The sequence below is a fragment of the Anaerococcus rubeinfantis genome, assembly GCF_001487145.1.
Lineage (GTDB): Bacteria > Bacillota > Clostridia > Tissierellales > Peptoniphilaceae > Anaerococcus > Anaerococcus rubeinfantis.
This window is the reverse complement of record NZ_LN913016.1, coordinates 598,393-623,507: the sequence shown is the minus strand read 5'-3', so window position 1 is coordinate 623,507 and position 25,115 is coordinate 598,393. Positions and strand designations below refer to the sequence as shown.

Below are 25,115 nucleotides of genomic sequence, written 5' to 3'. Positions count from 1 at the left end.
TATGACAGTCTAAAATAATACAGAATTTAAATATAATAAAAACTTTTAAATTATTCATTATCTTTGTCAAAGTTCATATAAGCTTCAGATATTCTTTTTCCTAAATTTTGCATAGCTATAGCTTGTTCACCATATTTATGGCTAACAGGGCCAGGATGTTCACCCAAAAATGAAATAGCAAAAACACTATCCCCAACATCAATTATAGCTGCATCGTTTTCTACTCCACCATCAGGATATTCTCCAGATTTGTTTAATCCCTTTGCACCTTTGGGTAATTTCCCCAATAGTTTAAATTTAGAAGTTGTAGTATTATTTGCCATTGCCTTAATCATTTTTTTAGAATGCTCTTCGTTAACAATTTTCCCCTCATATATTGCAATCAAACCCTTATTTAAATCTTTAGCACTAGCAACATTATTCTTTCCTCTTTGGTTCATTCTAGTATAAAGACCAGTCCTATTTGCTCCAGTGATTTTATAAATAATTCTTCCAACATTTTTACTAGCCTTATCCATATTATTGTCACCAATTAAATCAATTAATCTATTAGTTGCTTCATTATCAGAATTTCTAAGCATCAAATAAAGATCTTCATCTACATCTTTTTCAGCTAAAATTCCCTCTTCAACTTGCCTATAAGTCTCTATACCTACAAAAATTTTTATAGTTGAAGCAGAAGATTGATTAATATTTTTAGGTGAAGACTTTCTTTCAATAGAAATATTAGATTTTCCCCTGATACTATCAACAGCAACTTGCCAATTACCATCTAAATTTTCAGTTTCCTCAGAAATTATTTTATTTATTTCCTTATAAAGATAATCATCTTCCTTGCTTGAATTTTCATTTTTTATATTATCTAATTTAGAATCCTTTTCTTGAACCTTAAAATTATTAGAATCATAAATCATCTCAATTTCATTTAAATATCTGTCTGATTTAAATCCAATCACACTATTTTTCCCAGAAAGTTTCCTAGACATATTTTTTTTACTCTCATCTGCCTTAGAAAAATTAAAGATTGAAGTAAAAATAAAAATAATTAAAATAAAGGTAAAACTAGATAAGATTTTCCTATTTTTATTCATAGTCCCCCCAAAATATGTATTACTAATTTAATGCTAGACTATAAACAAATATGTGTCAAATTTTATTAAAAATATATAACTAAATAGATTTAATTTATACCATGAATAAAGCACCCAATTTAGCCATCTAGTATTTTATAATCAAATCAATAAGGAAAGCTTATGGAAGAGAAAAGAAAACTTAAATTTATTTTATATGCCTTTATACTTTTGTTAGTTATTGGTGTGGTTGGTTATATGAAATTACTTGAAGTAGATTTTATTGATGCCTTATACATGACAGTCATAACTATATCAACTGTAGGTTTTACTGAAGTCGGTATAACTAGTGATCAATCCGAATTTTTTTCAGTATTTATGATATTTTTAGGCGTTGGTATAGTTGGATATGCATTTACAACAATTGTTGCTATGTTTGTTGAAGGTAAATTTGCAGATTTATGGAAGGGAAATAAAATGGAAAGAAAAATTTCTGCTCTAAGTGATCACTATATAATTTGTGGATCGGGAGAGCTTGCAGAAGTTATTATTCAAAAATTTATGAATGAAAATTTAAATTTTGTAGTTATTACAGATAAGCGTGAAGACCTTGACGATTATAGTCATCACAATATTTTGGTGGTTGAAGGTCATTCTACTGAAGAAGAAGTTTTAGAAAAAGCTGGAGTCACAAAAGCTAAGGGACTGATTTCAACTCTCGATTCCGAGGTAGATAATATAGTAACCGTCCTTACTGCAAGAAATCTTAATAAAAAAATATATATAATTGCAAATTCCATTACAAAATCTGGAAGCAAAAAATTATTAAAAGTTGGTGCAAATAAAACACTATCAGCTGTAGAAATAAGTGGAAAAAGAATGGCATCATTGATGATAAAACTAAATATAATCTCATTTTTAAATGTAGCAACAAGAATTGGAGATGTAGAGCTTGATCTTGAAGAAGTTATTGTAAAAAAAGACTCATACTTAGAAAACAAAAATTTACTTCAAGCACAAATCCCTAAAAAAACTGGACTTATTGTCCTAGCTATAAAAAAGATTGAAGACGAGACCATGATTTTCAATCCACCTGTTGATTATACATTTAAAATAGGAGATGTTCTTATAGTTCTCGGAAGAGAAGAACAAGTTGACAAATTAAGACATCTGGGTGATGAAATAAAATAAGACTATTAGTCAATAATGCCTCAGAGCGTAGACAAAGTATGAATGTAGATAATATTTTATTTTAAAATAAAATTTAAACTACGTACCATCTCGACTAGATGATTGTGCCTTGGCTTAGCACAATCATCCCTAAAACTAAGTGAGAAATCACGAAGAAGGCTTGTAAATCAAATGTGTTTTAGTGTGAGTGAAACGAAGTCATGGAGAAATCTAGTGAGATTTCTACCCACCACTAGATTAGGTCTAAATGAAATTTTTTTAGTATGTTAACAGTCTGAGACTATTAACCAAGTAGTAGCCTTTTTCATATTCTATAAAAACCATCTCTAATAATTTTGAAAACTCCTTAAATTTTACTCTATAAATATTATAACTTCCTTCAATTAAATAAATTTTTCCGTTTTTATTTTCATAAGAATTTTTACTTTTAATATATAGCAAATCCTACTCTTTTTTGAAAGAAAAAATATTTTTTAATATTTTAATATAGATAAATCTTTAAGCTTATTCCAATTTATTTTATAATTTAAACCTTGATGTTATTCTATTTGAAAATTTGTATATAAGATATAGCTAATCTATGATTTTATCTTATTATTATAATCATCATTAGTAGCTATAAAAAATTTCGATTTTCAATATATAATTTGTCAAGATTTATAAAATCATGATTTTTGAATTAAGGCAACTGCTTCTGTTTGGCTTGAGTGGTCAGTATGGATAAAATTTAATATTTTAAGGAAGTCTAGTATGTGAAAATATATTCATAAGTATATTTCTTATGTTTTAAATTATCTCTAAATCTAAATTTACTTATAATATATCATTACCACCTATACAAATAATTACAATAAATAACATGTTTATACTTTTTCTCAACTTCTACACCTCAAATCATAATCACAATTTTTACTACATAAATATAGTAGACAAGATTTATCGAAAATTATTTATTATTTTTTGTTTTGATATTACATAGTCTTTTGAAAAACGACTTTTTAAAATATCTTTGATTATATCTTCAATGTAAATTCTTTATTATATTTACCTATAGTATTCTTTAGCTCAATTGTTCCTCCATGTCTCTCTACAATTCTTTTACTAATAACAAGCCCCAGACCTGTACCTTTCCCACCTGTTCGATTTTTATTGGATGTAACAAATGCTTTAAAAATATCTTTATCTTTTGAGATTTCTTCTCCATTATCTCTTATAGAAATAAATGAATTTTTATCTTTGTTATATAAACTAACACATACTTTGCTTCCTTTTTTATTATGAGTATAAGAATTTATTATTAAATTTTCTATAGCCCTTTTTATCTCTTTTTTATCTGCTATAACTGGTATAGGATAATCTGGTATATTTACTTCGATATCAATGTTTTTATCTTCAAAATCTTCAAAATGATCTGCTATCAAATTTCTTAATAAAATTGTTAAATCAAATTCTTCTTTTTTTAATTCATAATCTATTGTTCCAAGTTTTGAATACTCAAACATTGTATTAAGTAGATCATTTGTATATTTAGTTTTATTATAGATTAAGTTGTATGTTGGCTTTAGATCTTTTTGAGGAATCTTCTCATCCATTAAAGCTCTAGAAAATCCCTGAATAGAAGTCATAGGGGTTTTCAAATCGTGTGCAATAGCTGCAAATATCATATTATATTCATTAAGTCTTTTTTTACTTTCATTTTCTAAAACTTTGTTAGTAAATTTATAAAACATATAGGCACTTACAAATAATGGAAATACAGATATTACAAGGTAGAAAGCTATTGTAATGTACATAAAAGTAGATTGACTTATATCTAAAAGCTTGCTTATGTTTTTTGAAGATTCGTCAACCCAATTCATCAATTCATCTGCTAAAGTTTCTAATAACCAAAGTATTGATATGTTTATTATAAAGCTTTTAATTATTTTATTTCTAACAAATTTATTTTCATCACTTTTCATATCTATAACCAAGCCCTCTTATTGTCACAATATGCTCATGTCCAATTTTAGATCTCAGTTTGCTGATAATAACCCTAATAGTGTTGTCGTCAACAACTGAAGTCTCTGACCAAGCATATTCGTAAATTTGTTCGTTTGTAAAAACTCTTCGTGGGTTTTTCATAAATAACTTTAGAACTTTAAACTCACTACCGGTTAAGTTAATAATATTACCATTTTTCTCAAGTGTACATTGGTGGATATTTAGACTAATCTCTCCTATAGTTATCTTTGGCTTGTCTTTATTTACTAAACTGTGTTCATTTCTTCTAAATTCTCCTTTTACCTTTGCCACTAACTCTAAAGGCTCAAAAGGCTTTGTAAGGTAATCATCAGCACCTAGTTCTAGTCCTAAAATCTTATCACTTAGATGAACTTTTGCCGAAATTACAATAATAGGAATATATTTTTCATACTTTTTATTTTTATCTCTAATGTGTTTTATGAGTTCATATCCGTTTATCTTTGGCATCATAATATCTATTATCGCAAGGTCGATATCTTTTTTTTCTAAAATCTCCTTTGCTTCATCTCCGTCATAAGCACAAAACAACTCATAATTATCTGATTCCAGGTATAGACTGACTAACTTTACAATTTCCACTTCATCATCAGCTATTAATATTTTTTTCATATTTTCTCCTTATAAATTCCAAAAATTATAAAACTTAAATAATATGACAAATATGGTGAAAACAAAAGAAATAAATCCTCCAAATAGTAAATATATTTTTTCTTTTCCTGATTTTCCATTAGAAGATATCATAAACAACTTAAGTCCATTAATTAATGATACAAGTCCCATTACTGCAATAACGATTCCGGTTATAACTGCATTTTTTGGCGTGAATACCTTGTCACTTGCTAAATAAAATAATATGCCAACCGTAATAATACCCCATAATACTTGTATTATGGCAATGTTCTTATTGAAGTTTACAGTTTTATTCTTTATATTTTTAAATATTAAAAAGATAAACTTTCCAACTAATAAAATTAGGCTTATTATTCCTAAGAATATTGCTATGCATAAGAATAAAAACATTGATTTATTCGATTTGTGGGCAACGTAGTCGGTAGACATCATCTCAAGCCTATTATCGTTCGCTTTGGTTTTTGATTTGTGCATAAACATTTCTAAACCATTTCCATTATCCATAAGATATGAATTTTTATCAATTTTAAAAATATTTGTATCGCCTATACTAAAGCCAAAAAGATTTAGTGAATACTTGTCTCTAGCTACTTTCTTTATAGGTAAGATTCCCCCTATGTACTGCTGAAATTTACCCATGCCCTCTGATATATTTCTCTTTTGAATATAAAAACCTGAAATATCATCAGATGAAACACCACTAGTATCTATTCCTTTCCTATCTTTAATACTTCCGTATAATACTTTAGGCAATCCATAATTAAATATGGTTTCACCAGGCTCATTGGTCATTATTACAATTCCAGTATTCGATTTTGGATTGAAAACTAGATTAGAAGAGCATCCCATAGTATTACCGGCATGCCCTAGAACTTGAACTCCATATTCTAAAGTCCACAGACCGTGGCAATTTTTACTTATATTGCTATCTGAATAATGTGAAGTCGGCTCAAACATTTCACGTCTAGTTTCTTCTTTTTTAAACAATGGATTTTCTTTTGAAACAAAGGCTTGTCCAAATTTTGCAAAATCATGTAAAGTACCTACACAGGCACCTGCAGGGTATAGCTGTACGTAAGAACGTGCTGTTCCTAAATCTTGATTATCTTCTATTTTTTCACCCCTATAATAACAATATAACTCATTTCTTCTATCCTTAACATAGTGATTGTCTAAAAATTTAGGGTCTATTGAGGTATGACTCATGTTTAGAGGTTTGAAAATATGATTATTCACATAGGATGTATAGCTTTCCTTGCTCACATTTTCTACAATCAATGCAGCAAGTGCTGTCCCCCAATTTGAATACGCTGTGTATTCACCGACATGGTATGCTTGGTATGGCTCACATGATTTGACGGCTTCTTCAAGATTACTATATAACTGATCTTCAGTTGCTAACTGGTTTTCATAGAAACTTTCTTGAAAACCTGCATTATGACTCATGAGGTTTTTAATGGTAATTTTCTCATCTTTATATCTTATCTTTTTTAAAAATTCATCTGGAAGATAAACTCTTATATCTTCGTCTAGATCAATCTTACCTTCTTCATACAACTGCATGACAGAGACCCAAACCAAAAGCTTGGAAGAGCTCCCCCAATCGTAGACGGTATCAAAGTCTGCTAAAGCTTTATTTTCTATGTTTTTATAGCCATAAGTTTTTTCAAGTGAGATTCTATCTCCATTAAAAACAGCTATCTGACAAGATACAAGACCATCCTTATATTTTTCTACATATTTGTCTATGTTTATTTCTATCTTTTTAATATCCTCATCTTTATTATATAACTCTTTTCCATAACTATTTTCAGAATTCAGTAAAACTACAAATAAAGTTATAATGATAAACACCCAAATATTCCTTTTCATTATGTTCTCCTCTTTAATATTAAATTGATTATAAAATTTAACCTTAAATTAATTATAAAAGATGGACATTAACAAAACTTAAACCAAGTATTAACTCAATATTAATTTTTTGATTCATGAACATTTGCTATTATTTAATGTAGGCTGAATTATAAAGTTATCAGAGTTGATGAATTTAAAGATTTTCGGACCACTTTTAGTTTATCATTTACAATAAAGTTAGAAGAAAAGAAAATCAAGAAAAGCAAAAAAAATCAGAAGTAAGTATAACATTGGAACTTCCATACGTAAAAGACCAAGTAAAATTAAAATGAAAATTCAAATGGATTGTTGAAGGAATATTATCCAAAAAAACTGATTTGACTAAATTTGAAATTGGAGAGTTAATTAAAAATATAAATGGAGTTTAATAATAGACTTGGAAAATGTATATATTATCAAACTCCATTTGATGTATTAATCACGAACTTAATTTGCTCCAATTGTTGCAATATCACTTTCAATTCAATACAAAAGACCTCTAAATTGAACTTTTAAGCTGATTTTAGGGGGCTCATTACATTATGTATCATATTAAGAAAAATAAAAATAGCCTTATAAAATGAACTGTTTACTAATCAATCTCAACATTATGTCCAGATTTAAATACTACTTTCATGTTTTCTTCATAAACTATAAACTTTTATGTTAATTTTATAACTAAATCTTCATCTTAAATCTCCTTGTAATTGTTTATATTTTTATTGATTATTTAATCTTTTTTACTAAAAATATTCAAAAAAAGACTTTTAGAGTTCATTAATTATCCTAAAAGTCTTATAAAATTCTATTTAATTTTTTCAAGAAAAGCAGCTGATTCTACATGGCTTGAGTGATTAGTATGGATAAAATTTAATTTTTTTCAAAAGCCTAGTATGTGGGAATATGCCAATCAATAAACATCTTATAATTTACTAAATCATTCTAAAGTAGGAAAAAACAGTTCATGGCTTAGCTCAATTTTGTTTAATAATTGAAGGATATAGTTTGTTTACTTACATTTACTTTTGCTTCTATCCCAAAAGGAATTATACATCTTGGAGTTGAGTGTCCAATATTTATATTATAAACAATAGGTAAATCTTTATTGGTAATTTCTTCTAATAAAATAGATTTATACTCCTCATAATAGATTTCATTTTGAGGTTTCCCTACTAGTATTCCTGATAATTTATGAAATATCCCGTAGTCTTTTAGAGCAAGTATCATTTTCCTATATAAATCTGGTTTTGTTTTTTCTTCGCTTGATTCTATAAGTAAAATCTTATTCTCCCATGCCTCAAGGCTTGGAAATAACTCATATTTGCTACAAATTTCTACTGTATCTTCAAATCTAGAATTATCGATCATATCATATATTGATTCTATGCATACGCCTAAAATTTTTCCACTAAATATAGGATTTCCTCTCAAAAGCTCAAAACCAGTATTACTATGGCTTTTCATTCCTTTTCCAATAGCTTTCTCGCTAAAATCTTCCCTTGCCTCATACCAAACTTCACTAGGATGTATCACATTTATTTTCCCTGTTTTTATAAGTTCTAAAAAGTATTTTTCTGTATAAGCTAACATATCAGCAGATAGTTCGCACACATCTGGCAAGAAAGCCTGACCATAAAATGTTTTTATGTAAGCTTATTTAGTATAAAGTGATTTATTGTTGAGTCAGAAAAGCCTAAAAAAAGTTTTTGTTTAACAATATTTTTTAATCTATCTCTTTCGAACAGATAAGGTGCTAATCTATAAGTATCTTCTCCACCAATAGCACATAAAATCATATCAATAGTGTCATCTTCAAAAGCAAATATCAAATCATCTGCCCTAGTTTCTGGATGATTTTTTAAAAAATCAATACCTTTCAAAGAATTAGGTAAAAACTCTATTTCTACTCCTAGCTTATTTAATCTGTCTAATCCTATTTTTATTTCATGCTCAATAAAACTTTCCCCAAAACACCATTAGATAAACTAACAATTCCTAATTTCTTAATCATTTTTCCTCCTTGTAGACACTTATTTTCTTGATAGCAACACAACAGCTTCGCAGTGGTTTGAGAATATAGTGTGGATAACATTTGAGTTTTTTAATCCTTGTATGCCAGCATAAGTCGACGTGTTGGAGCATAATAAATGCTCCTAATGGTATTTTTAATTATCTTTTAAAAACTATATTTTTTTACATATTCTATAATAGGCTCCAGTTCAGATAAGTCAACAAAATCAACTTTACTTCCATAAGTATTGATCATGGTTTTATTCTCATCGTTAGACTCCTCTTTCGGCATGTTCTTTATTTTCATGTACAGTAGTCTCATCATAACTTTGTGATGCAATTTTAAATGTTTATAATCGATGCCGCCACGTAAATGAAAAACTTTTGTTATGTCAAAATCAAGCTTCTCTTCGGATAATTTTATAGATTTCTTGATACTTTTTATGTTTTCAGATTTGTTTGGATCTGAAAGCCCTACTGTAACTAGAATAAAATTTTTAGGTAGTCCTTTTATTTTTTCTAGTCCCTTAACACCACCTGCATAAAGGCTCCCAAAGTATACAATGAAATCTTCACTTTTAAACCGATCGATGTTTTTGTAACTTATAGACTTTGTATTAAAACTATTTGCGAAACTTTCAGCGTATCTTTGTGCGTGTCCATACACAGAACCATAAACAACCTTCACTAAGATCCCCTCCTTGTTTTAATGAATTTTACATCTTACTTTTGTACAATCTTTCTCCTTATTTCCTTGACATCAATACTACTGTCTCAACATGTCTTGACCTAGGAAATTGGTCAAAGGCTTGGTAGTTTTTTATTTTGTAGCCGTTTTCTTTGAAAATTTCTAGGTCTCTTACTTGGGTTTTGGGATTACATGAGATGTAGATAAATTCTTCTGGGTCTATGTCCATTATTTTTTTGATTGCTTTTGGATTTATTCCTTCTCTTGGTGGATCTAGGACTACTATGTCGTATTTCCCTTTTACTTGCTCGATTTTTTCTAAAACGTCTCCTGCTATGAAGTCTATATTTTCGATTTGATTTTCTTTTGCGTTGTCAAAGGCTTTTTCTACTGCTTCTTCTACTATTTCTATTCCCACAGCCTTATTTGCGGCTTTTGCAAATAATTGGGTTATGGTTCCTGTTCCTGAATATAGGTCTAGGACGTTTTTGTTTTTATCTAGGCTCGATAATTCTATGGCTTTTTGGTAGATTTTTTCTGCTGTAAATACATTTGGTTGGAAGAATGAAAATGGGGAAATTTGAAATTTCAAATCGTTCATTTTTTCTTCTATGTATTTTTTCCCAAATAAAAGCTCCATTGAATCTACTTTTACTGCATCTGACAAGCTGTCATTAATCACATGATAAATCGAAACAATTCTTCCCTTGGTTTTGGCATTTAAAAGACTATTGGCAAATAAATCTCTTCTCATCGGATCAAAGGACTTATCTGAACTTGTCACAAGTATGACCATTATCTCTCCAGTGTGCATGGCTTTTCTTACTATTAAATTACGCAAAAGTCCTGTGTGAGCTTTTTTGTGGTAAAAGCTTGTATTTCTTTTTCTGAAATATTCTTGAACATATTTTCTAATTGTCTCAAAATCATTATCGACAATATTACACCCATCTGTATCGACAATTTCGTAAAATCTATTTTGCCTGTGAAGTCCCAAAACAAGTGGTCCGTCCTTGTAAGAATCTCCAAAAGTGTATTCCATTTTATTTCTGTATTCCTTGATTTTTGGGCTTCTAACAATGGATAAATCTGAAACATCTATGTGAGAATTTTTCAAAAGTTTTTTTATCATGTTATGCTTTAATAGAAGTTCTGTTTCATATCCCATTTTTTGGTAAGAACATCCTCCACATATTCCTGCATGAGGGCAAAATTCTTTGGAATTTTCAATTTTTGATTCTTCCAAAACTTCCATAAATTTTCCTTTTTTATTTTTTCCCCTGTTTTTGGTTATTTTCACCCTTACTTTTTGTCCCAAAACTCCGCCCTTAAATTGGACTGTTTTTTCTTCGTCAATTTTTCCTATAGAAATATTTGGATAAGACATATCAATTATTTCTACATCTTTTATCGCTTTTTCTCTCATCTATTCTCCTCTATTCCAAAATCTTTCAACCAAGATTTTTAATTCTTTTTTATTTTTTACTTCTCTTATATTTGACCAATGTCTTGGATATAGCCTTCTGTACTTATCCCACAAAAACCTATCATCCACCAAATAAATTATTCCCCTGTCCTTTTCTCCTCTTATTAGTCTTCCTGCTGCTTGGAAAATTTTATTTAAGCCTGGATAGGTGTAAGAATAATCAAAACCGTTGTGGGATATTTGGTCAAAATGATTTTTTATAAGATTTCTCTCATCACTAACTCCTGGCATTCCAACTGAAATCACCATTGAACCAATTAGCCTATCTCCTTTTAGGTCGACTCCTTCAGAAAATATTCCACCCAAAACCAAAAATGCAGTCTTTTCGCTTTCATAAGTAAAATTTTGCAAAAATTTGTGTCTTTCTATCGGGGACATGGACCTTTCTTGAACTAAAATATCATCATTATAATTTTCCTTGTAATATTCATAAACATCTGTTAGGTAAGAAAATGAAGGGAAAAATATAAAATAATTTCCCTTTTTTGCATTTATAAATTCGTGGATAAGATCGGCTATATCTATTAAATTATTATTCCTGTCCTTGTATCTAGTTGAAATCGGACTTGCAAAAAGAGCAAAGTTTTTTTTGTCAAAAGGTAAATCCAAGTGAACTTTCAAACTATCAGTAGCTCCAAGCATTTTTCTGTAAAAATTCATGGGAGAAAGGGTTGCTGAAAAAAATATACTTGATCTTGCAAGTTTATACTTTTCTTTTAAAACTTTCGAAGGATCAATACACTTAATTTCATAAATTTTCTCCATAGAATTTTCATCATAGGTCAAGGTTTGATAAAATCCCTCCATGAAATTATCAGAAATTTTTAAATGATGGTTTATTTCAAAAAACATATCTTCTATTTTATCATAATCATCTCTTTTTTTATCCTTTATCAAAATTTTTTCCAATTTTTTTGATAAAGTCATGAGTTTTTTGTCAAAATCATCATTATTATCAGTCGAATAATAAAATAATTTTTTCCCATAATTTTTATACATCTTTTCAAATTCATCCAAAATTGAGTCAATTGATTTAATAATTTTTAAGTCCTTTTTCAAATCCATGGAACTTCTTAATTCTTTAAAATTAGAATCAACAAAAGTGTGAGAAAACATACTTCTTGACCTTTCCAAAAGATTGTGAGCCTCATCAATTAAAAACAAATACTCATCAACATTTTCATCAAAAAATCTTCTCAAATAAACATTTGGATCAAAAACATAATTGTAATCGCAAATTATAAGGTCAGAATAAAGTGCTATATCAAGCTCAAATTCAAGAGGACAAAGTCGGTGTTTTTCTGAATAGGAAGTTATGATATCATAGTCCATTATATCTTCGTTTTCCAAAATATCTTTTAATCCATCATTTACCCTATCAAAATGCCCCCTTGCAAAGGGACAATCTTCAGGATTGCAGGAAATCTCATCATTTAAACAAATCTTCTCCTTGCTTGTAATTGAAATTGCCTTAATCGATAGATTTTTTTCTTTCAACAAATACAAGGACTTTAAAGCTTCTTTTGCAGTTGTATTTTTTGAAGTAAGGTAGAAAATTTTATCAGTCAAGCCTTCACCCAAAGATTTAACTGCAGGAAAAATTGTAGAAATAGTCTTTCCAGTTCCAGTCGGAGCATCAACGAATAAATTTTTCTTATCAAGAATCGCCCTATAAACAGCAACAGCCATCTTCCTTTGCCCTTTTCTGTACCCATCATAGGGAAAAGTCAAATTATTTGCACTGATGTTTCTTTTTTTAAGGTTTTTGGATAAAATTTTTGAGAAATTAATATATTCTTTTAATAAATTTATGTAAAATTCGTAAAGCTCGTCAAGACTTTTCTCTTTTTCAAAAGTTTTTGTCTTGTAATCATCTAATGAAACATAAGTAAGTCTTATAGTAATATTTTTCAAATCATTTTTTACACCATAAAAATACCCATAGCAAAAAGCTTGAGCCCAGTGTAGTTTATTTGAATCATCTAATTTATCGAGATTTCTTGTGGTAGATTTTATTTCATCAATAATTATTTTTCCATCTTTTTTCAAAAGACCATCCGCCCTACCCTCAACGTGAAATTCCATCTCGTCAATTTTAGTAATATTTTTAAGATAAAATTCAGCTTGGTAGTTTTTATCATAAGATTTTTGAATTTTTTGATGGGCTTTAATTCCTTCGACCATCCTATTATTGTCCCTAAAAGAATTATCAATATCCCCACTTCTCATAACAAATTCTATAAGTTTTCTAACAGAAGTTTTTATATGCATTTAATCACCTTAATTTATTATATCATTTTTAATATAATAATTTGAAATCAAAGGAAAATTTCAAAATAAAATTATTAATATTAGAAGATTTTATTATATTAACATAAAAATTCTTCGCCCTCATCTTGAGCGTAGTCGAGAGATCTCTTGAGATCTCCGTGCAGTCGCCTCGCTCCTACTAAAACACTTTTGCTTCGTAAACATCTCCGTGCTTATGAAAACTCATTTACTGCGTAAATTCTTCCGTGCTCTCGCACTAGTTTTCAGGATTTATAACCGAAATCAACGGTTATAAATCTGCACTAGTTTTAGGGATGATTGTGCCAAATCAAGGCACAATCATCTAGTCGATATGGTAGGTGGCGTAGTTTTATTTTGATATAGTATTATTTGATTTTTCATAATTTTTTTAATAAGAAATAAAAAAGCACAAAAAAATATCCCTCTCAGGATATTTTCTTGAGAGAGATATAATTTTTATTTAAAATAAATTATTTTCTTTTTGATTTGAAAAGAGCTGCTGATGCTGCTGCAAGAGTTGCTACAACACCTGTAAGTCCTGCTACACCTGTTTGAACGTTGTTAGCTTTTCTATTTTCTTTTTTAACTTCTTTTGATTCTTTTGTTTCTTTAACTTTTCCGTTTTCATCAACTTTTGAGAAATCAAATAGTTTTGCAAATTTATCTTGATCTTTTTCTAAAGCTGCTAAAAATTCTTTTGAAGATTTATCATCTTTAATAAGCTTAATAAATTCATCCCAGATGTCTTTGTTTTCAGGATCTTTTTCAGCTTCTTCTTTGATTTTACTAAAGTCAAATAAATCACTTATATCTTTATCATCATCTTTGTTAGCTAAATCTTTAATTTTTTCAATATCAAGTAAATCATCAAGTGATGGTTTTTTATCATCTTCAGGCTTTTTATCGTCTTCTGAGTTTTCAGGTTCTTCTGGATCAACTGGTTTTTCTGCGTGAGCTTTTAAAATTTCAGCTTTCAAAGCTTCTACGCCTTCAACTGTTTTAGCTTTGTTGATTTGGTCAAAATAGATTTGTCCTGTGATTCCTGCTGCTTTTAATTCTTCGATTGCTTCTTTTTTAGCATTTGCAAGATTCCATTCGTCTATTGTTACTTTTTTATCATCAGAAGGTTTTTCTTCTTTTTTCTTTTGTAATTCTAACCATTGATCAATAGTTAATCTTCTTGTTTTTGAAGCTTCTTTTTCATTCCAATCATCTATTGTTGTTAGGTTTTCTTTTGCCCATTCAAGACCTGCATCTTTAGCTTGTTCTACATCATAAACAGTTGTTGCTTCATTAACTCTTTTTACAAATTCATTTTTACTGTTACCAAGTCCAGCTTTTTGAAGTTCAGCTAATGCTGCTGCTTTTGCATCTGCCAAAGGTTTTTTTGCAGCTTCTTCTTTTGCTTTTGCTTCTGCTTCTTTTTTATTGTAATCATCTATGCTTATTAAACCGTTTGATTTTGCAGATTTAAGCGCAGCTTCTTTAGCTTGTTCTACAGAATATAAATCTGCAGCATTATCTATTTGACTATTATAAGCATCTAAATGAAGTCCAGCTGCTTTAAGTTCAGCTTTTGCTGCCAATTTTGCTTTTCCTAAAGGTGTTTTAGCTAATTCTTGATTTTTCTTATTTTGGTTAGCTAAAATTTCATTTGTTTTTTGTTCAATATTATAAACATTATTTGGATAAGCAAGAACATCTTTTTGATTTTCAAATGGTACGCCAGCATCATCTAATTGTTTTTTAGCTTTAGCTTGAGCTTCACTGATTTTTTGTGCATCTGTTTTTCCAGGCGCATCATTTGTTCCAACTGATTCAGTAGCTGGTTTTGCTGGTGCTGCTTCTTCAGCTTTTGTAAAGTTAGGTGCAAGAACACTAACTGATAGTGCTAGGGCTACAACTGAACCCAATACTAATTTTTTATTATTTTTCATAATTCACTCCTTAATATTATTTTTATATCACCATTATATATATATATATATATAAAGTCAAGTAAAAATATTTGAAATATAAATACTTCTTTTACTAAATTTAAAATTTTTACTCTAAAAAATATTTTTTCTACCGCCATTATATATTTCAAGGGAAAATATTGAAAATATTGGTATTTATATCGAAGTTAATATATATAATTTTTCAAAAATATTTTAATCAAAAAAAGAGAATTTTGTAAAATAATTTTAAAATTATTACAAAATCCTCTTAAATTTATATTCCTCTGCTAGCTCCGCCGCCTCCGGATGATCCTCCTCCACCGGAAAATCCTCCTCCAGAAAATCCGCCAGAGCCTCCGGAAAATCCTCCAAAAGATCCTCCTCCAAAGCCCCCGAATCCACCGCCGAAGCCTCCATATCCTCCGCTTCTAAAACCTCCTCTTCCTGAGAAAAGTCTTGAGAATATGATAAAAATTATAAATATTATTATTAATGTTCTTAAATCTATTTCGTCGTCTTCATCTTCTCTTAGCCTGTCAGCATATTCGTCATAATCACCAGTCAATTCTACTTGGTATTCTTCTAGAATTTGTGAAACGATGGCGTTGAAGCCTTCTGTTATTCCTTTGGAAAAATCACCCTCTCTCATATAATCTAGCATATATTCGTCGATAATTCTTCCAACCTTACCATCATTTAATCTTCCTTCTAATCCGTAGCCTGTGATAATTGAAATATCTTTTTTATCTTGGCCTTTTCTTTGGGAGATTAAAATCAAAACTCCATTATCTTTTTCCTTATCTCCAATTTTCCATTTATTTAAAAGATCTGTTCCAACTTGCATGGGTTGGTCTTCTACATCTTTTAAGGAAACATAAATCACTTGAGCTCCTGTTTTTTGTTCAAGTTCTTTGTTTACTTTTGTAAGATGGTCCTTGGTTTCTTGGTCAATCAAATTGAGTTCGTCGTAGTAGTAAGTGTTTGGTGATTCTGGCAAATCATCTGAAAAAGATGTGGAAGGTAGAAAAAGAAGAATAAAGGCAAATAAAATAGTTACTATTATATTCTTTCTTTTTCTCATAGTCTACCTAGCTACCGAAATTTACCTGTGGAGCATCTTGGGCTGATGCGTCAGCTTCAAAATATTCTGCCTTATCAAATCCCATCATTGATGCAAAAATACTTGTAGGAAATGATTTAACTTTTGTATTGTAAGCCTTAACCTCTGAGTTATAATTTTTTCTTTCTACTGAAATTCTATTTTCAGTTCCGGCAAGCTCATCCATAAGTTGGGTAAATTGTTTATCAGCCTTTAAATCTGGATAGGCTTCAGCTACTACATTGATATTTCTTATAGCTTGAGACATTTGTTCATTTGCCTCTGCCAATTCTTTTGGTCCTTTTGCATTTTTTATTCCTGCTCTTGCATTTGTTACTTCTGTTAAAGTGTCTTTTTCGTGTTTTGAATATCCTTTTACAGTATTTACAAGATTTGGAATTAAGTCCGCTCTTCTTTGAACAACATTTTGAACTTGTGCATAGGATTCGTCAAGTTGTTCTTTTTGTTTTACAAGTCCGTTATATGATGGAACCAAAATTATTATTGCTAGTGCAATTATTGCAACTATTGCAATAACAATTCCGCTTACACCTTTTCTTTTTTTATTTATTTCCATTTAATCCTCCTAAAATTATTTCTATTTTAATTATACCCATCTAGGAGGATTACTTTTCCTCTTTCTAAAGATTTTTTAATATCAATTGTTCTTTGATTTGATGAACCTTTGAATTTTAATCTTAAATCCTTTAATTCTTCTACAAAAAGTCCATCCACCAAAACATCACACATTGATAAAAGTTCTTTTGCATTTTCAATATTCACTAAAATTTCATACAAAAATCCAGAAAAAATCCAAATTGATTTGTCAGATTCTTTTTTGATTTTTTTTACGATTTGGATTAAATCTTCTGTAGATTCAAAAGGCTCTCCTCCCAAAATTGTAAGTCCTTCTATTTCATCTTTTTTTAAATATGAAATTATCTCTTGAGTTTGTTTTTCTGTCCACAAATTTCCAAAATTTGGATCCATATATTCTTCATTAAAACAATTTTTGCAATTTGCATGACAGCCTGTGACAAAAAACGAAGTCCTAATCCCTGGACCATTTGCCACATCATATTTTCTAATTTGCCCGTATCTCATAAATCCTCCATAAAAAAAGTCTACTAATGTAGACTCCGGCATAGACAAAATAAGTTTAAAAATTTATTGATAATATAATAATAAAATTATGCTACTACCCATCTCGAGCGTAGTCGAGAGATCTCATGAGATTTCTCGACTCACTACGTACGATAAATCAGGATGAACAAGAAAAACGTGTGGTTATTTATCTGATCGAAATGAGTGAAATTTAAGTTTGTCTACAGTTTGTAATATGTTATTATATATTTTTTGTTTATCACAAAGTTTTTCACTTTCTAAAATCAATTCTTCGTTATGTTAGGGCGGAGGAAATGGGGGAGTTTCGATTCTCCCCCTTTTTCCTCCCCCTAACAACCCCCACTTTTTTGCCCCCCTACAACCGACCATTGCATGGAGCTTTTCATGTAAGAAGCTTCGCTTCTTTCAAGTTTTTAAAATTATTTTCCAAATATAATAAACTTAAATTTATAAAATAAAAATCAATTCATTTTTTATACATTTATCATATTAATTAAGCGATCGGAGAAATTTCATGAGATCTCTCCATGCAGTCACTTTGCTCCTTTAGTCGAGATGGTAGGTAGCTTAATTTTTATTTTAAAATAAAATATTATCTACATTTACAATTTATATACAATCTAAGTCTACTTATGTAGACTCAGAATGTTGATAAAGTATACAAATCCTCATGCTAAGAATATCATACGGAAAAAATTGATTTGATTTCAAATTTTAAAATTCGTCAAAAATCGCATTGTTTGAGCGTTAGCGAGTTTGCGATTTTAGAATTTTAAAATTTAGAAATCAACAATTTTTGAAGTTAGATATACGTGCTTGAGGGTTTGTTTACGCTATGTGTTTATTAATGTAGACTTTTATTATATATGCAAAACTCTTGCTTTTATTTCTTTAGTTCTTCCTTCATTCCAGAAATTTTCTCCCAAATATCCGCAAGTTCTTCTTACTACTGTAAGTTTTGATCTTTCTTTATTTCCACATTGTGGACAATACCATTGGTTGTCGTCATTTAAAAGCATTTCTCCATCATAACCACATTCTGCGCAATAGTCAGATTTTGTATTAAATTCTGCATATTGGATATGGTCATAAATATATTCAACTATTGTTCCAAGAGCTTTTAAATTGTTTGCCATATTTGGAATTTCTACATAGGAAATACAACCACCTGATGACATATCTTGAAATTTTGATTCAAAATCAAATTTTTCAAAGGCAGAAATATTTTCTCTTACATCAACATGGAAAGAATTTGTATAATATCCCTTGTCAGTTACATCTTCAATCTCTCCAAATCTTTTTCTATCGATTGATGCGAACCTATTTGTAAGATTTTCTGCTGGTGTTCCATAAACTGCAAATTGAAGTCCGGTTTCTTTTATCCATTCTTCTTTTTTCTTATTTAAAAGATCCATTATTTTAAAGGCAAATTCTTTTCCTTCTTTACTTGTATGGCTTACTCCTTTTACAAGTTTACATGCTTCATAAATTCCAATATATCCAATTGTAACTGTTGCGTAGGCATTTTTTAAAAGTGGTTCTATTCTTTGGTGAGGTTTAAGTCTTGCTATTGCTCCGTGTTGAAAATGGATTGGTGATGAGTCGCTTGTTACATCTTTTAAGTGCTCATACCTTAATATCCCAACTCTTTTTACAAGATCCATTCTTTTATTTAAAATTTCAAAGAATTTTTCTTCATTATTTTTTGCAAGAATTCCAATTTGTGGGAGATTTATTGTACAAACCCCAATATTAAATCTGCCGTCAAATTTATAGTTTCCATTTTCATCCTTGTATGGTGGCAAAAATGCCCTGCATCCCATTGGAGAAAAAACATTTCCTTCGTAATTTTCTCTCATTTTTTTTGCTGAGATATAATCTGGGTACATTCTTTTTGCCGTACATTTTATAGATAATTCTGTAAGGTAATGATATTTGCTTCCCTTTTTTACATTATTTTCATCCAAAACATAGATTAATTTTGGGAAAGCTGGTGTAACATAAACCCCTGCTTCGTTTTTTATTCCTTGAAGTCTTTGTTTTAATATTTCTTCAATTATTCTTACAGTTTGGTCCAAGTATGGATCATTTTCATCAGTGTGCATAAACAAAGTAACAAAAGGTGCTTGCCCGTTTGATGTCATAAGAGTATTTATTTGGTATTGGATAGTTTGAATTCCAGATTCCAAATCTCTTTGGGTAAGTTTTTCAGCCATAGCCTTTATTTCTTCTTCACTTGATAAAATTTCTTTTGCCAATTTATAATTTTTCTTGTAAGAAACTTCTAAATATTTTGAAAGACATGAAATATTTATAGATTGACCTCCATATTGGTTTGAGGCAATTTGGGCAATAATTTGGGTCATAACATTACAAGCTACTTGGAAAGATTTTGGCGTTTCTATTGTCTTTCCATTTATAACTGTTCCCTTATCAAGCATATCTTTCATATTTACCAAACAGCAATTAAAAATTGGTTGGATTAAATAATCAAGATCGTGGATATGTATTGCTCCATTTTCGTGAGCTTCAACAAGGTCTGCGTCAATTAATTTTCTTTTTGCCAAATCTTTTGACACTTCTCCTGCTATCAAATCTCTTTGGGTTGAAGCAATCAATGGATTTTTGTTGGAATTTTCATCCATTACATCAATATTTGTTCTTTCAAGTAGGCCGATTATATCATCGTCTGTAGTATTTGCTGCTCTTTTGTAGGCTTGGACTGACCTATAAGCCTCGTATGATTTTGCTGTAGCGGGATTTTTCTTATCAATTAGTTTGTAATAAACTTGGTCTTCAATTTGATAAATTGAAATTTCTCTTTTATCTTTTGCCCTGTCTTCTATTTCATTTGCAATTTCTTCTGCCTGATTTTCTATGTAAACACCATTTGGTGAATTCATAGCTTTTTCTATAGCTATTTTTATTTTATCTTTGTCAAAATTTACTTTTTGACCATTTCTTTTAACAACTTTAACCATATAGCACTCCTTTTTTAATACTCTTCTAGTATACCATATATAGATATATCAAAACAAGAGGACACTATATATTGTGTTTTTTAGTTTTTTTGCATGTATATTTCTTTCCAATCTTTGGGATTTTTTACTGGTCTTTGTATAAATATAATTTGAAAAATAATTTTTAAAAATAAATTTTCCCAATTTAAAGGCAAAGAAAAAGAGAAAATCTCAAAAAGAAATTTTCTCTTTTTATATTTATTCTTTAATTTTTAACTTCATATACCAATTCATTATTTTTATCTAAATCTATAATGACATGATCGCCTTCCATAATATTTCCTTCGATAATTTTTCTTCCTAGATTTGTTTCAATATTTGCTTGTAAGAATCTTTTGATTGGTCTTGCACCATATTCTACGTCATAGGATTTCTCTAAGATATATTCGTGAGCAGGCTTGCTAAGTTCGATTGTAATATCACGATCTTCAAGTCTTCTTGAAATATCTGCAATTAATAGGTCAATAATTTTAAATATTTGATCACTTGTTAGTGGCTTAAACATAACTATGTCATCAATTCTGTTTAAAAATTCTGGCTTAAAATAATTTCTAAGTGATGAATCGACAAGTTTTCTGTTTTCTTCATCAATTGTTCCATCTTCTTTTAGTCCATCTATCAAATAAGTTGAACCAATATTTGAAGTCATAATTATAATTGTATTTTTGAAATTAACAGTTCTTCCTTGGCTATCTGTTAGTCTTCCGTCATCTAAAACTTGAAGCAAAATATTGAAAACATCTGGGTGAGCTTTTTCAATTTCGTCAAATAAAATTACTGAATAAGGATTACGTCTTACAGCCTCAGTCAATTGTCCGCCTTCTTCGTAACCAACATAACCTGGAGCTGCACCGATTAATCTTGATACAGAATATTTTTCCATATATTCTGACATATCAATTCTAATCATATTTTTTTCGCTATCAAACATGGCTTCTGCAAGTGATTTTGCAAGCTCTGTTTTACCAACTCCCGTTGGTCCAAGGAAAATGAATGAGCCAATTGGTTTATTTATATCTTTTAGTCCAGATCTTGCCCTTATTATTGCATCTGATACACTATCAACTGCTTCATCTTGACCAATAACTCTTTCGTGTAACTTGTCAGCAAGTCCCAAAATCTTACTTCTTTCACTTTCTACAAGTTTATTTACAGGAATGTTTGTCCAATTTGAAACTACATCTGCAATGTCCTCATCTGTTACTTCTTCTTTTATTGAAGAATTATTTTCTTGGTCTTTTTCTTTTTCTTTTAATTTATTTTCAAGTTCTGTAAGTTTTCCATATTTAAGCTCAGATAATTTTTCAAAATCGTAATTTCTTTCAGCTTTTTCGATTTCAACTTTTACCTTGTCAATTTCTTCTTTAATATCTTTTACAGAATTTATTGAATCTTTTTGACTTTTCCACTTATTAAAATCAGCCTTATATCTTTCATTGGCATCTGCCAATTCTTTTTCCAATGATTCTAGTCTTTTCTTGCTCTTTTCGTCATCTTCTTTTTTAAGAGCTGCAATTTCAATTTGGACTTGTAAAATTCTTCTTTTTTCCTCATCCAAATATTCTGGCATTGTATCAATTTCAGTTCTTACAGTTGCGCAAGCTTCATCCATCAAATCTATTGCCTTATCTGGCAAAAATCTGTCAGTTATATAGCGATTTGAAAGCTCTGCTGCAGCTATAACTGCTTGGTCTTGGATTCTAATTCCATGATAAATTTCATATTTATCCTTGATACCCCTTAAAATTGAAATTGTATCTTCAACACTTGGCTCATCTACCAAAACTTTTTGAAATCTTCTTTCAAGAGCTCCGTCTTTTTCTATATATTCTCTGTATTCATTTAAGGTTGTTGCACCAATTACTTTTATTTCTCCACGAGCAAGCATAGGTTTCATTATATTTGAAGCATCCATTGAACCTTCAGTCTTACCAGCCCCAACAATTGTGTGAAGCTCGTCGATAAACATAATTATTTGTCCTTCAGATTTTTTTACTTCATCAATAACCGACTTTAATCTTTCTTCAAATTGTCCCCTGTATTTTGCTCCTGCAACTAAGCTTGCCATATCAAGGGCGAAAATTGTCCTTCCTTGAAGTGGTTCAGGCACATCTTTATTTACAATTCTTTGAGCAAGTCCTTCTACAATTGCAGTTTTACCAACACCAGGTTTACCAATTAAAACCGGATTGTTTTTCTTTCTTCTAGAAAGAATTCTTTGGCAATTTCTAATTTCAGTATCACGTCCAATAACTGGGTCGATTTTTCCTTCTCTTGCTTCTTTAGTCAAATTTCTACCATATTTTTCCAAAGGATTATTTGTTTCTTCTGGATTATCACTTGTAACTTTTTGACCATTTCTGACCTTTTTGAGCTCATTTGAAAAATTTTTAGTATTTAAGCCGATTTCCTTAAAATAATCGCTTAATTCTGTATCTTCGTTTAAAATAGTTAAGAAGATGTGTTCAGTTGAGATGAATGAGTCACCCATTTTCTTTGCGCAATCTTCACTCTTTAATAAAATTCTTTGAAAAATTGTATTTGGATAAATATTTGCTGAACCAGATTGGCTTGGCAAACTTTCCATTTTTTCTTCCATTTTGTTAAGCACTTTTTTGTACAAGCCCATATTAGCTAAAACTTGGCTTACGAAAGAATTTGAATCTTCAACCAAGGCATAAGCTAGGTGGATAATGCCAACTTCTGGGTTGGCATTTTTGATAGCTAGTTGACTTGCTTCATTAATAGCTTCTGTAGATTTTTGAGTAAATTTGTTAAAATCCATAATATCCTCCTAATTTAATTCTTTTAATTTTTTATATAGGTCAATTTGATCTTCACTTAAATTTTTTGGATTATCAATAAGAATTTCTATATAAAGATCTCCAATTTTTCCTTTTAAATCCTTATATCCCTTACCTTTAATCCTAATTTTGTTTCCAGCTTCAATTTTTTCTGGAATATTTATTTTAAATTTTCCATTTGGACTATCGACAGTGATTTTTTCACCAAAGTAAGCATCCCAAGGAGAAATTCTTTCTCTTTTTATAATATCTAGTCCTTCTAGCCTGTAAGTCGAATCCCCCTCAATTTCTACTTTTACATAAATATCAGCATTCAAATTATATTTTGAACCATCAATTTTTAAATTTTTCCCACTTGTCATTCCACTTGGAATATTTATATTAATTTCTTTTATAGAATTTGTTTCTTTGTCTTTTATTTTTAGTGTCCTAGACACACCACTCATTGCTTCATCTAGTGATATATTAACCTTAGCTTTAATTTTTGACTTTTTTGCTTTTGTAAATCCATTTTTAAAACTTGATCCGAATCCTCCAAAATTTGTGGATGAAGAGCTTTGAGAAGATCTTCCTCCTCCAAACAAGGTTTCAAAAAAATCTGAAAATCCAGACGATCCCCCTGTACTACTTGTGTAGGTATAAGATCCATTTCCAGCTCCAAAATTTGAAAATATATCTGAAAAACCATATTGAGATGGGTCAAAATTTTGACCTTGGCTAAAGTTTCCACTTTGTCCAAACATATCATATTGTTTTCTCTTATTTTCATCAGATAAAACTTCATAAGCTTCATTTATTTTTGCAAATTTTTTGCTGGCCTTTTTATCATCAGGATGAAGGTCAGGGTGGTATTTTTTTGCAAGCTTTCTATAAGCTTTCTTAATTTCATCGGCATTTGCCTTTTTATCTACACCTAATATTTCATAATAATCTTGATATTTCATAAAACCTCCATCATTCTCTGACCATCTTTGACCTTAATCTTACTATACTAAGTTCCATTAACTTTGCAAGGAAATTATATTAATTTTTAAAAATATTTTAATAAAATTTTTAAAAAATTTTCAAAATAAAAAACCTTCAAATTAATGAAGGCTAAAGGTATTTACAAAGTAAACAAATCCTCATGCTAAGAATATCATACGGAAAAAATTGATTTGATTTCAAATTTTAAAATTCGTCAAAAATCGCACTGTTTGAGAGCGTAGCTCGAGTTTGCGATTTTAGAATTTTGAAATTTAGAAATCAACAATTTTTGGAGTCCGATATTCGTGCTTGAGGGTTTGTCAACATATATACTTCCAAATTAATGAAGGTTTATTTTAATGATCATATTCTATTATTGAAATTACATTATAGTCTTTTAATTCTTCACGAGCTTTAAGGCTTGTAAGTTCTATTAAAAATTCTAAGCAAACAACTTCTCCACCTAGAGATTCTACAAGGCTTGCGCAAGCTTTTGCGGAACCTCCTGTTGCAATCAAGTCATCTACTATTACAACTTTGTCGCCTTTTTCTAAAGAATCTTCATGAATTTCTATTGTGCTTTGACCATACTCAAGATCGTATGACAATGATTTTATTTCTCCTGGAAGTTTTCCTGGTTTTCTTACTGGGATAAATCCTACATTTAATCTATCAGCAAGGGCTGCTCCAAAAATAAATCCTCTTGATTCGATTCCAATAATATAATCAAATTCAAAATCTTTTAATTTTTCTTCCATGAGGTCTAAAGTTTCTTGGTAGGCCTCTTTGTTTTTTAGAAGGGTTGTTATGTCCTTAAATGAAATTCCTTCTTGTGGGTAGTCTTCAATTACTCTAATAGTTGATTTGATATCCATA

At 29.6% G+C, this 25,115-nt stretch carries 16 protein-coding genes and 1 pseudogene; 1 reads left to right on the top strand and 16 read right to left on the bottom strand.

Annotated features, from left to right (window positions below):
- Positions 1-50: 50 nt before the first annotated feature.
- Positions 51-1,091 carry a serine hydrolase gene (locus BN3265_RS03835; RefSeq protein ID WP_058990237.1) on the bottom strand — a complete coding sequence of 347 codons (1,041 nt, stop codon included), beginning with the start codon at positions 1,089-1,091 and terminating at the stop codon, positions 51-53.
- Between the two features lie 162 nt (positions 1,092-1,253).
- Here BN3265_RS03835 and BN3265_RS03830 point away from each other — a divergent pair, with 162 nt between their 5' ends.
- A complete protein-coding gene (locus tag BN3265_RS03830; protein ID WP_058990236.1) occupies positions 1,254-2,261 on the top strand; it encodes a potassium channel family protein in 1,008 nt (335 codons plus the stop codon).
- A 1,013-nt stretch (positions 2,262-3,274) separates the two neighbouring features.
- On the opposite strand, the gene BN3265_RS03825 is transcribed toward BN3265_RS03830, so the two are convergent.
- The 15 genes and pseudogenes from BN3265_RS03825 to BN3265_RS03755 all read right to left on the bottom strand — a co-directional run bounded on the left by BN3265_RS03825 (position 3,275) and on the right by BN3265_RS03755 (position 25,114).
- Positions 3,275-4,222 carry a sensor histidine kinase gene (locus BN3265_RS03825; protein ID WP_058990235.1) on the bottom strand — a complete coding sequence of 316 codons (948 nt, stop codon included), beginning with the start codon at positions 4,220-4,222 and terminating at the stop codon, positions 3,275-3,277.
- Positions 4,212-4,895: a response regulator transcription factor gene (locus BN3265_RS03820; RefSeq protein WP_058990234.1), complete on the bottom strand. Its 684-nt coding sequence runs from the start codon at positions 4,893-4,895 to the stop codon at positions 4,212-4,214. The genes BN3265_RS03825 and BN3265_RS03820 overlap by 11 nt, the downstream gene beginning before the upstream one ends.
- A 9-nt stretch (positions 4,896-4,904) precedes the next feature.
- Positions 4,905-6,788, bottom strand: a complete 1,884-nt coding sequence (locus BN3265_RS03815) for a serine hydrolase domain-containing protein (RefSeq protein ID WP_058990233.1) — start codon at positions 6,786-6,788, stop codon at positions 4,905-4,907.
- 1,005 nt (positions 6,789-7,793) lie between these two features.
- A pseudogene (locus tag BN3265_RS09770) lies at positions 7,794-8,820 on the bottom strand (S66 family peptidase).
- A 165-nt stretch (positions 8,821-8,985) separates the two neighbouring features.
- Positions 8,986-9,507 (bottom strand): flavodoxin domain-containing protein, encoded by a 522-nt coding sequence (locus BN3265_RS03805; RefSeq protein WP_058990232.1) that lies wholly within the window; start codon positions 9,505-9,507, stop codon positions 8,986-8,988.
- Between the two features lie 58 nt (positions 9,508-9,565).
- A complete protein-coding gene (gene rlmD / locus BN3265_RS03800) occupies positions 9,566-10,933 on the bottom strand; it encodes a 23S rRNA (uracil(1939)-C(5))-methyltransferase RlmD (RefSeq protein ID WP_058990231.1) in 1,368 nt (455 codons plus the stop codon).
- The gene (locus BN3265_RS03795; RefSeq protein WP_058990230.1) at positions 10,934-13,264 is read right to left on the bottom strand and encodes an ATP-dependent DNA helicase; all 2,331 of its coding nucleotides are present in this window, start codon (positions 13,262-13,264) and stop codon (positions 10,934-10,936) included. It lies immediately after the preceding gene.
- Between the two features lie 491 nt (positions 13,265-13,755).
- A complete protein-coding gene (locus BN3265_RS03790; protein ID WP_058990229.1) occupies positions 13,756-15,222 on the bottom strand; it encodes an albumin-binding GA domain-containing protein in 1,467 nt (488 codons plus the stop codon).
- Positions 15,223-15,499: 277 nt separating this feature from the next.
- A complete protein-coding gene (locus tag BN3265_RS03785) occupies positions 15,500-16,306 on the bottom strand; it encodes a TPM domain-containing protein (protein WP_058990228.1) in 807 nt (268 codons plus the stop codon).
- A 7-nt stretch (positions 16,307-16,313) separates the two neighbouring features.
- On the bottom strand, positions 16,314-16,901 hold the full coding sequence (locus tag BN3265_RS03780; RefSeq protein WP_058990227.1) for a LemA family protein: 588 nt from the start codon (positions 16,899-16,901) through the stop codon (positions 16,314-16,316).
- A 26-nt stretch (positions 16,902-16,927) separates the two neighbouring features.
- Positions 16,928-17,428, bottom strand: a complete 501-nt coding sequence (gene nrdG, locus BN3265_RS03775; RefSeq protein ID WP_058990226.1) for an anaerobic ribonucleoside-triphosphate reductase activating protein — start codon at positions 17,426-17,428, stop codon at positions 16,928-16,930.
- Positions 17,429-18,309: 881 nt separating this feature from the next.
- Positions 18,310-20,430, bottom strand: a complete 2,121-nt coding sequence (nrdD, locus tag BN3265_RS03770) for an anaerobic ribonucleoside-triphosphate reductase (RefSeq protein WP_058990225.1) — start codon at positions 20,428-20,430, stop codon at positions 18,310-18,312.
- 244 nt (positions 20,431-20,674) lie between these two features.
- Entirely contained in the window at positions 20,675-23,254 is a 2,580-nt protein-coding gene (clpB, locus tag BN3265_RS03765; protein ID WP_058990224.1) for an ATP-dependent chaperone ClpB, read from the bottom strand.
- A 9-nt stretch (positions 23,255-23,263) separates the two neighbouring features.
- Positions 23,264-24,217: a DnaJ C-terminal domain-containing protein gene (locus BN3265_RS03760; protein ID WP_058990223.1), complete on the bottom strand. Its 954-nt coding sequence runs from the start codon at positions 24,215-24,217 to the stop codon at positions 23,264-23,266.
- A gap of 378 nt (positions 24,218-24,595) precedes the next feature.
- Complete coding sequence (locus BN3265_RS03755; protein ID WP_058990222.1) at positions 24,596-25,114, bottom strand: adenine phosphoribosyltransferase; 519 nt, start codon at positions 25,112-25,114, stop codon at positions 24,596-24,598.
- Between the last annotated feature and the right edge of the window lies 1 nt (position 25,115).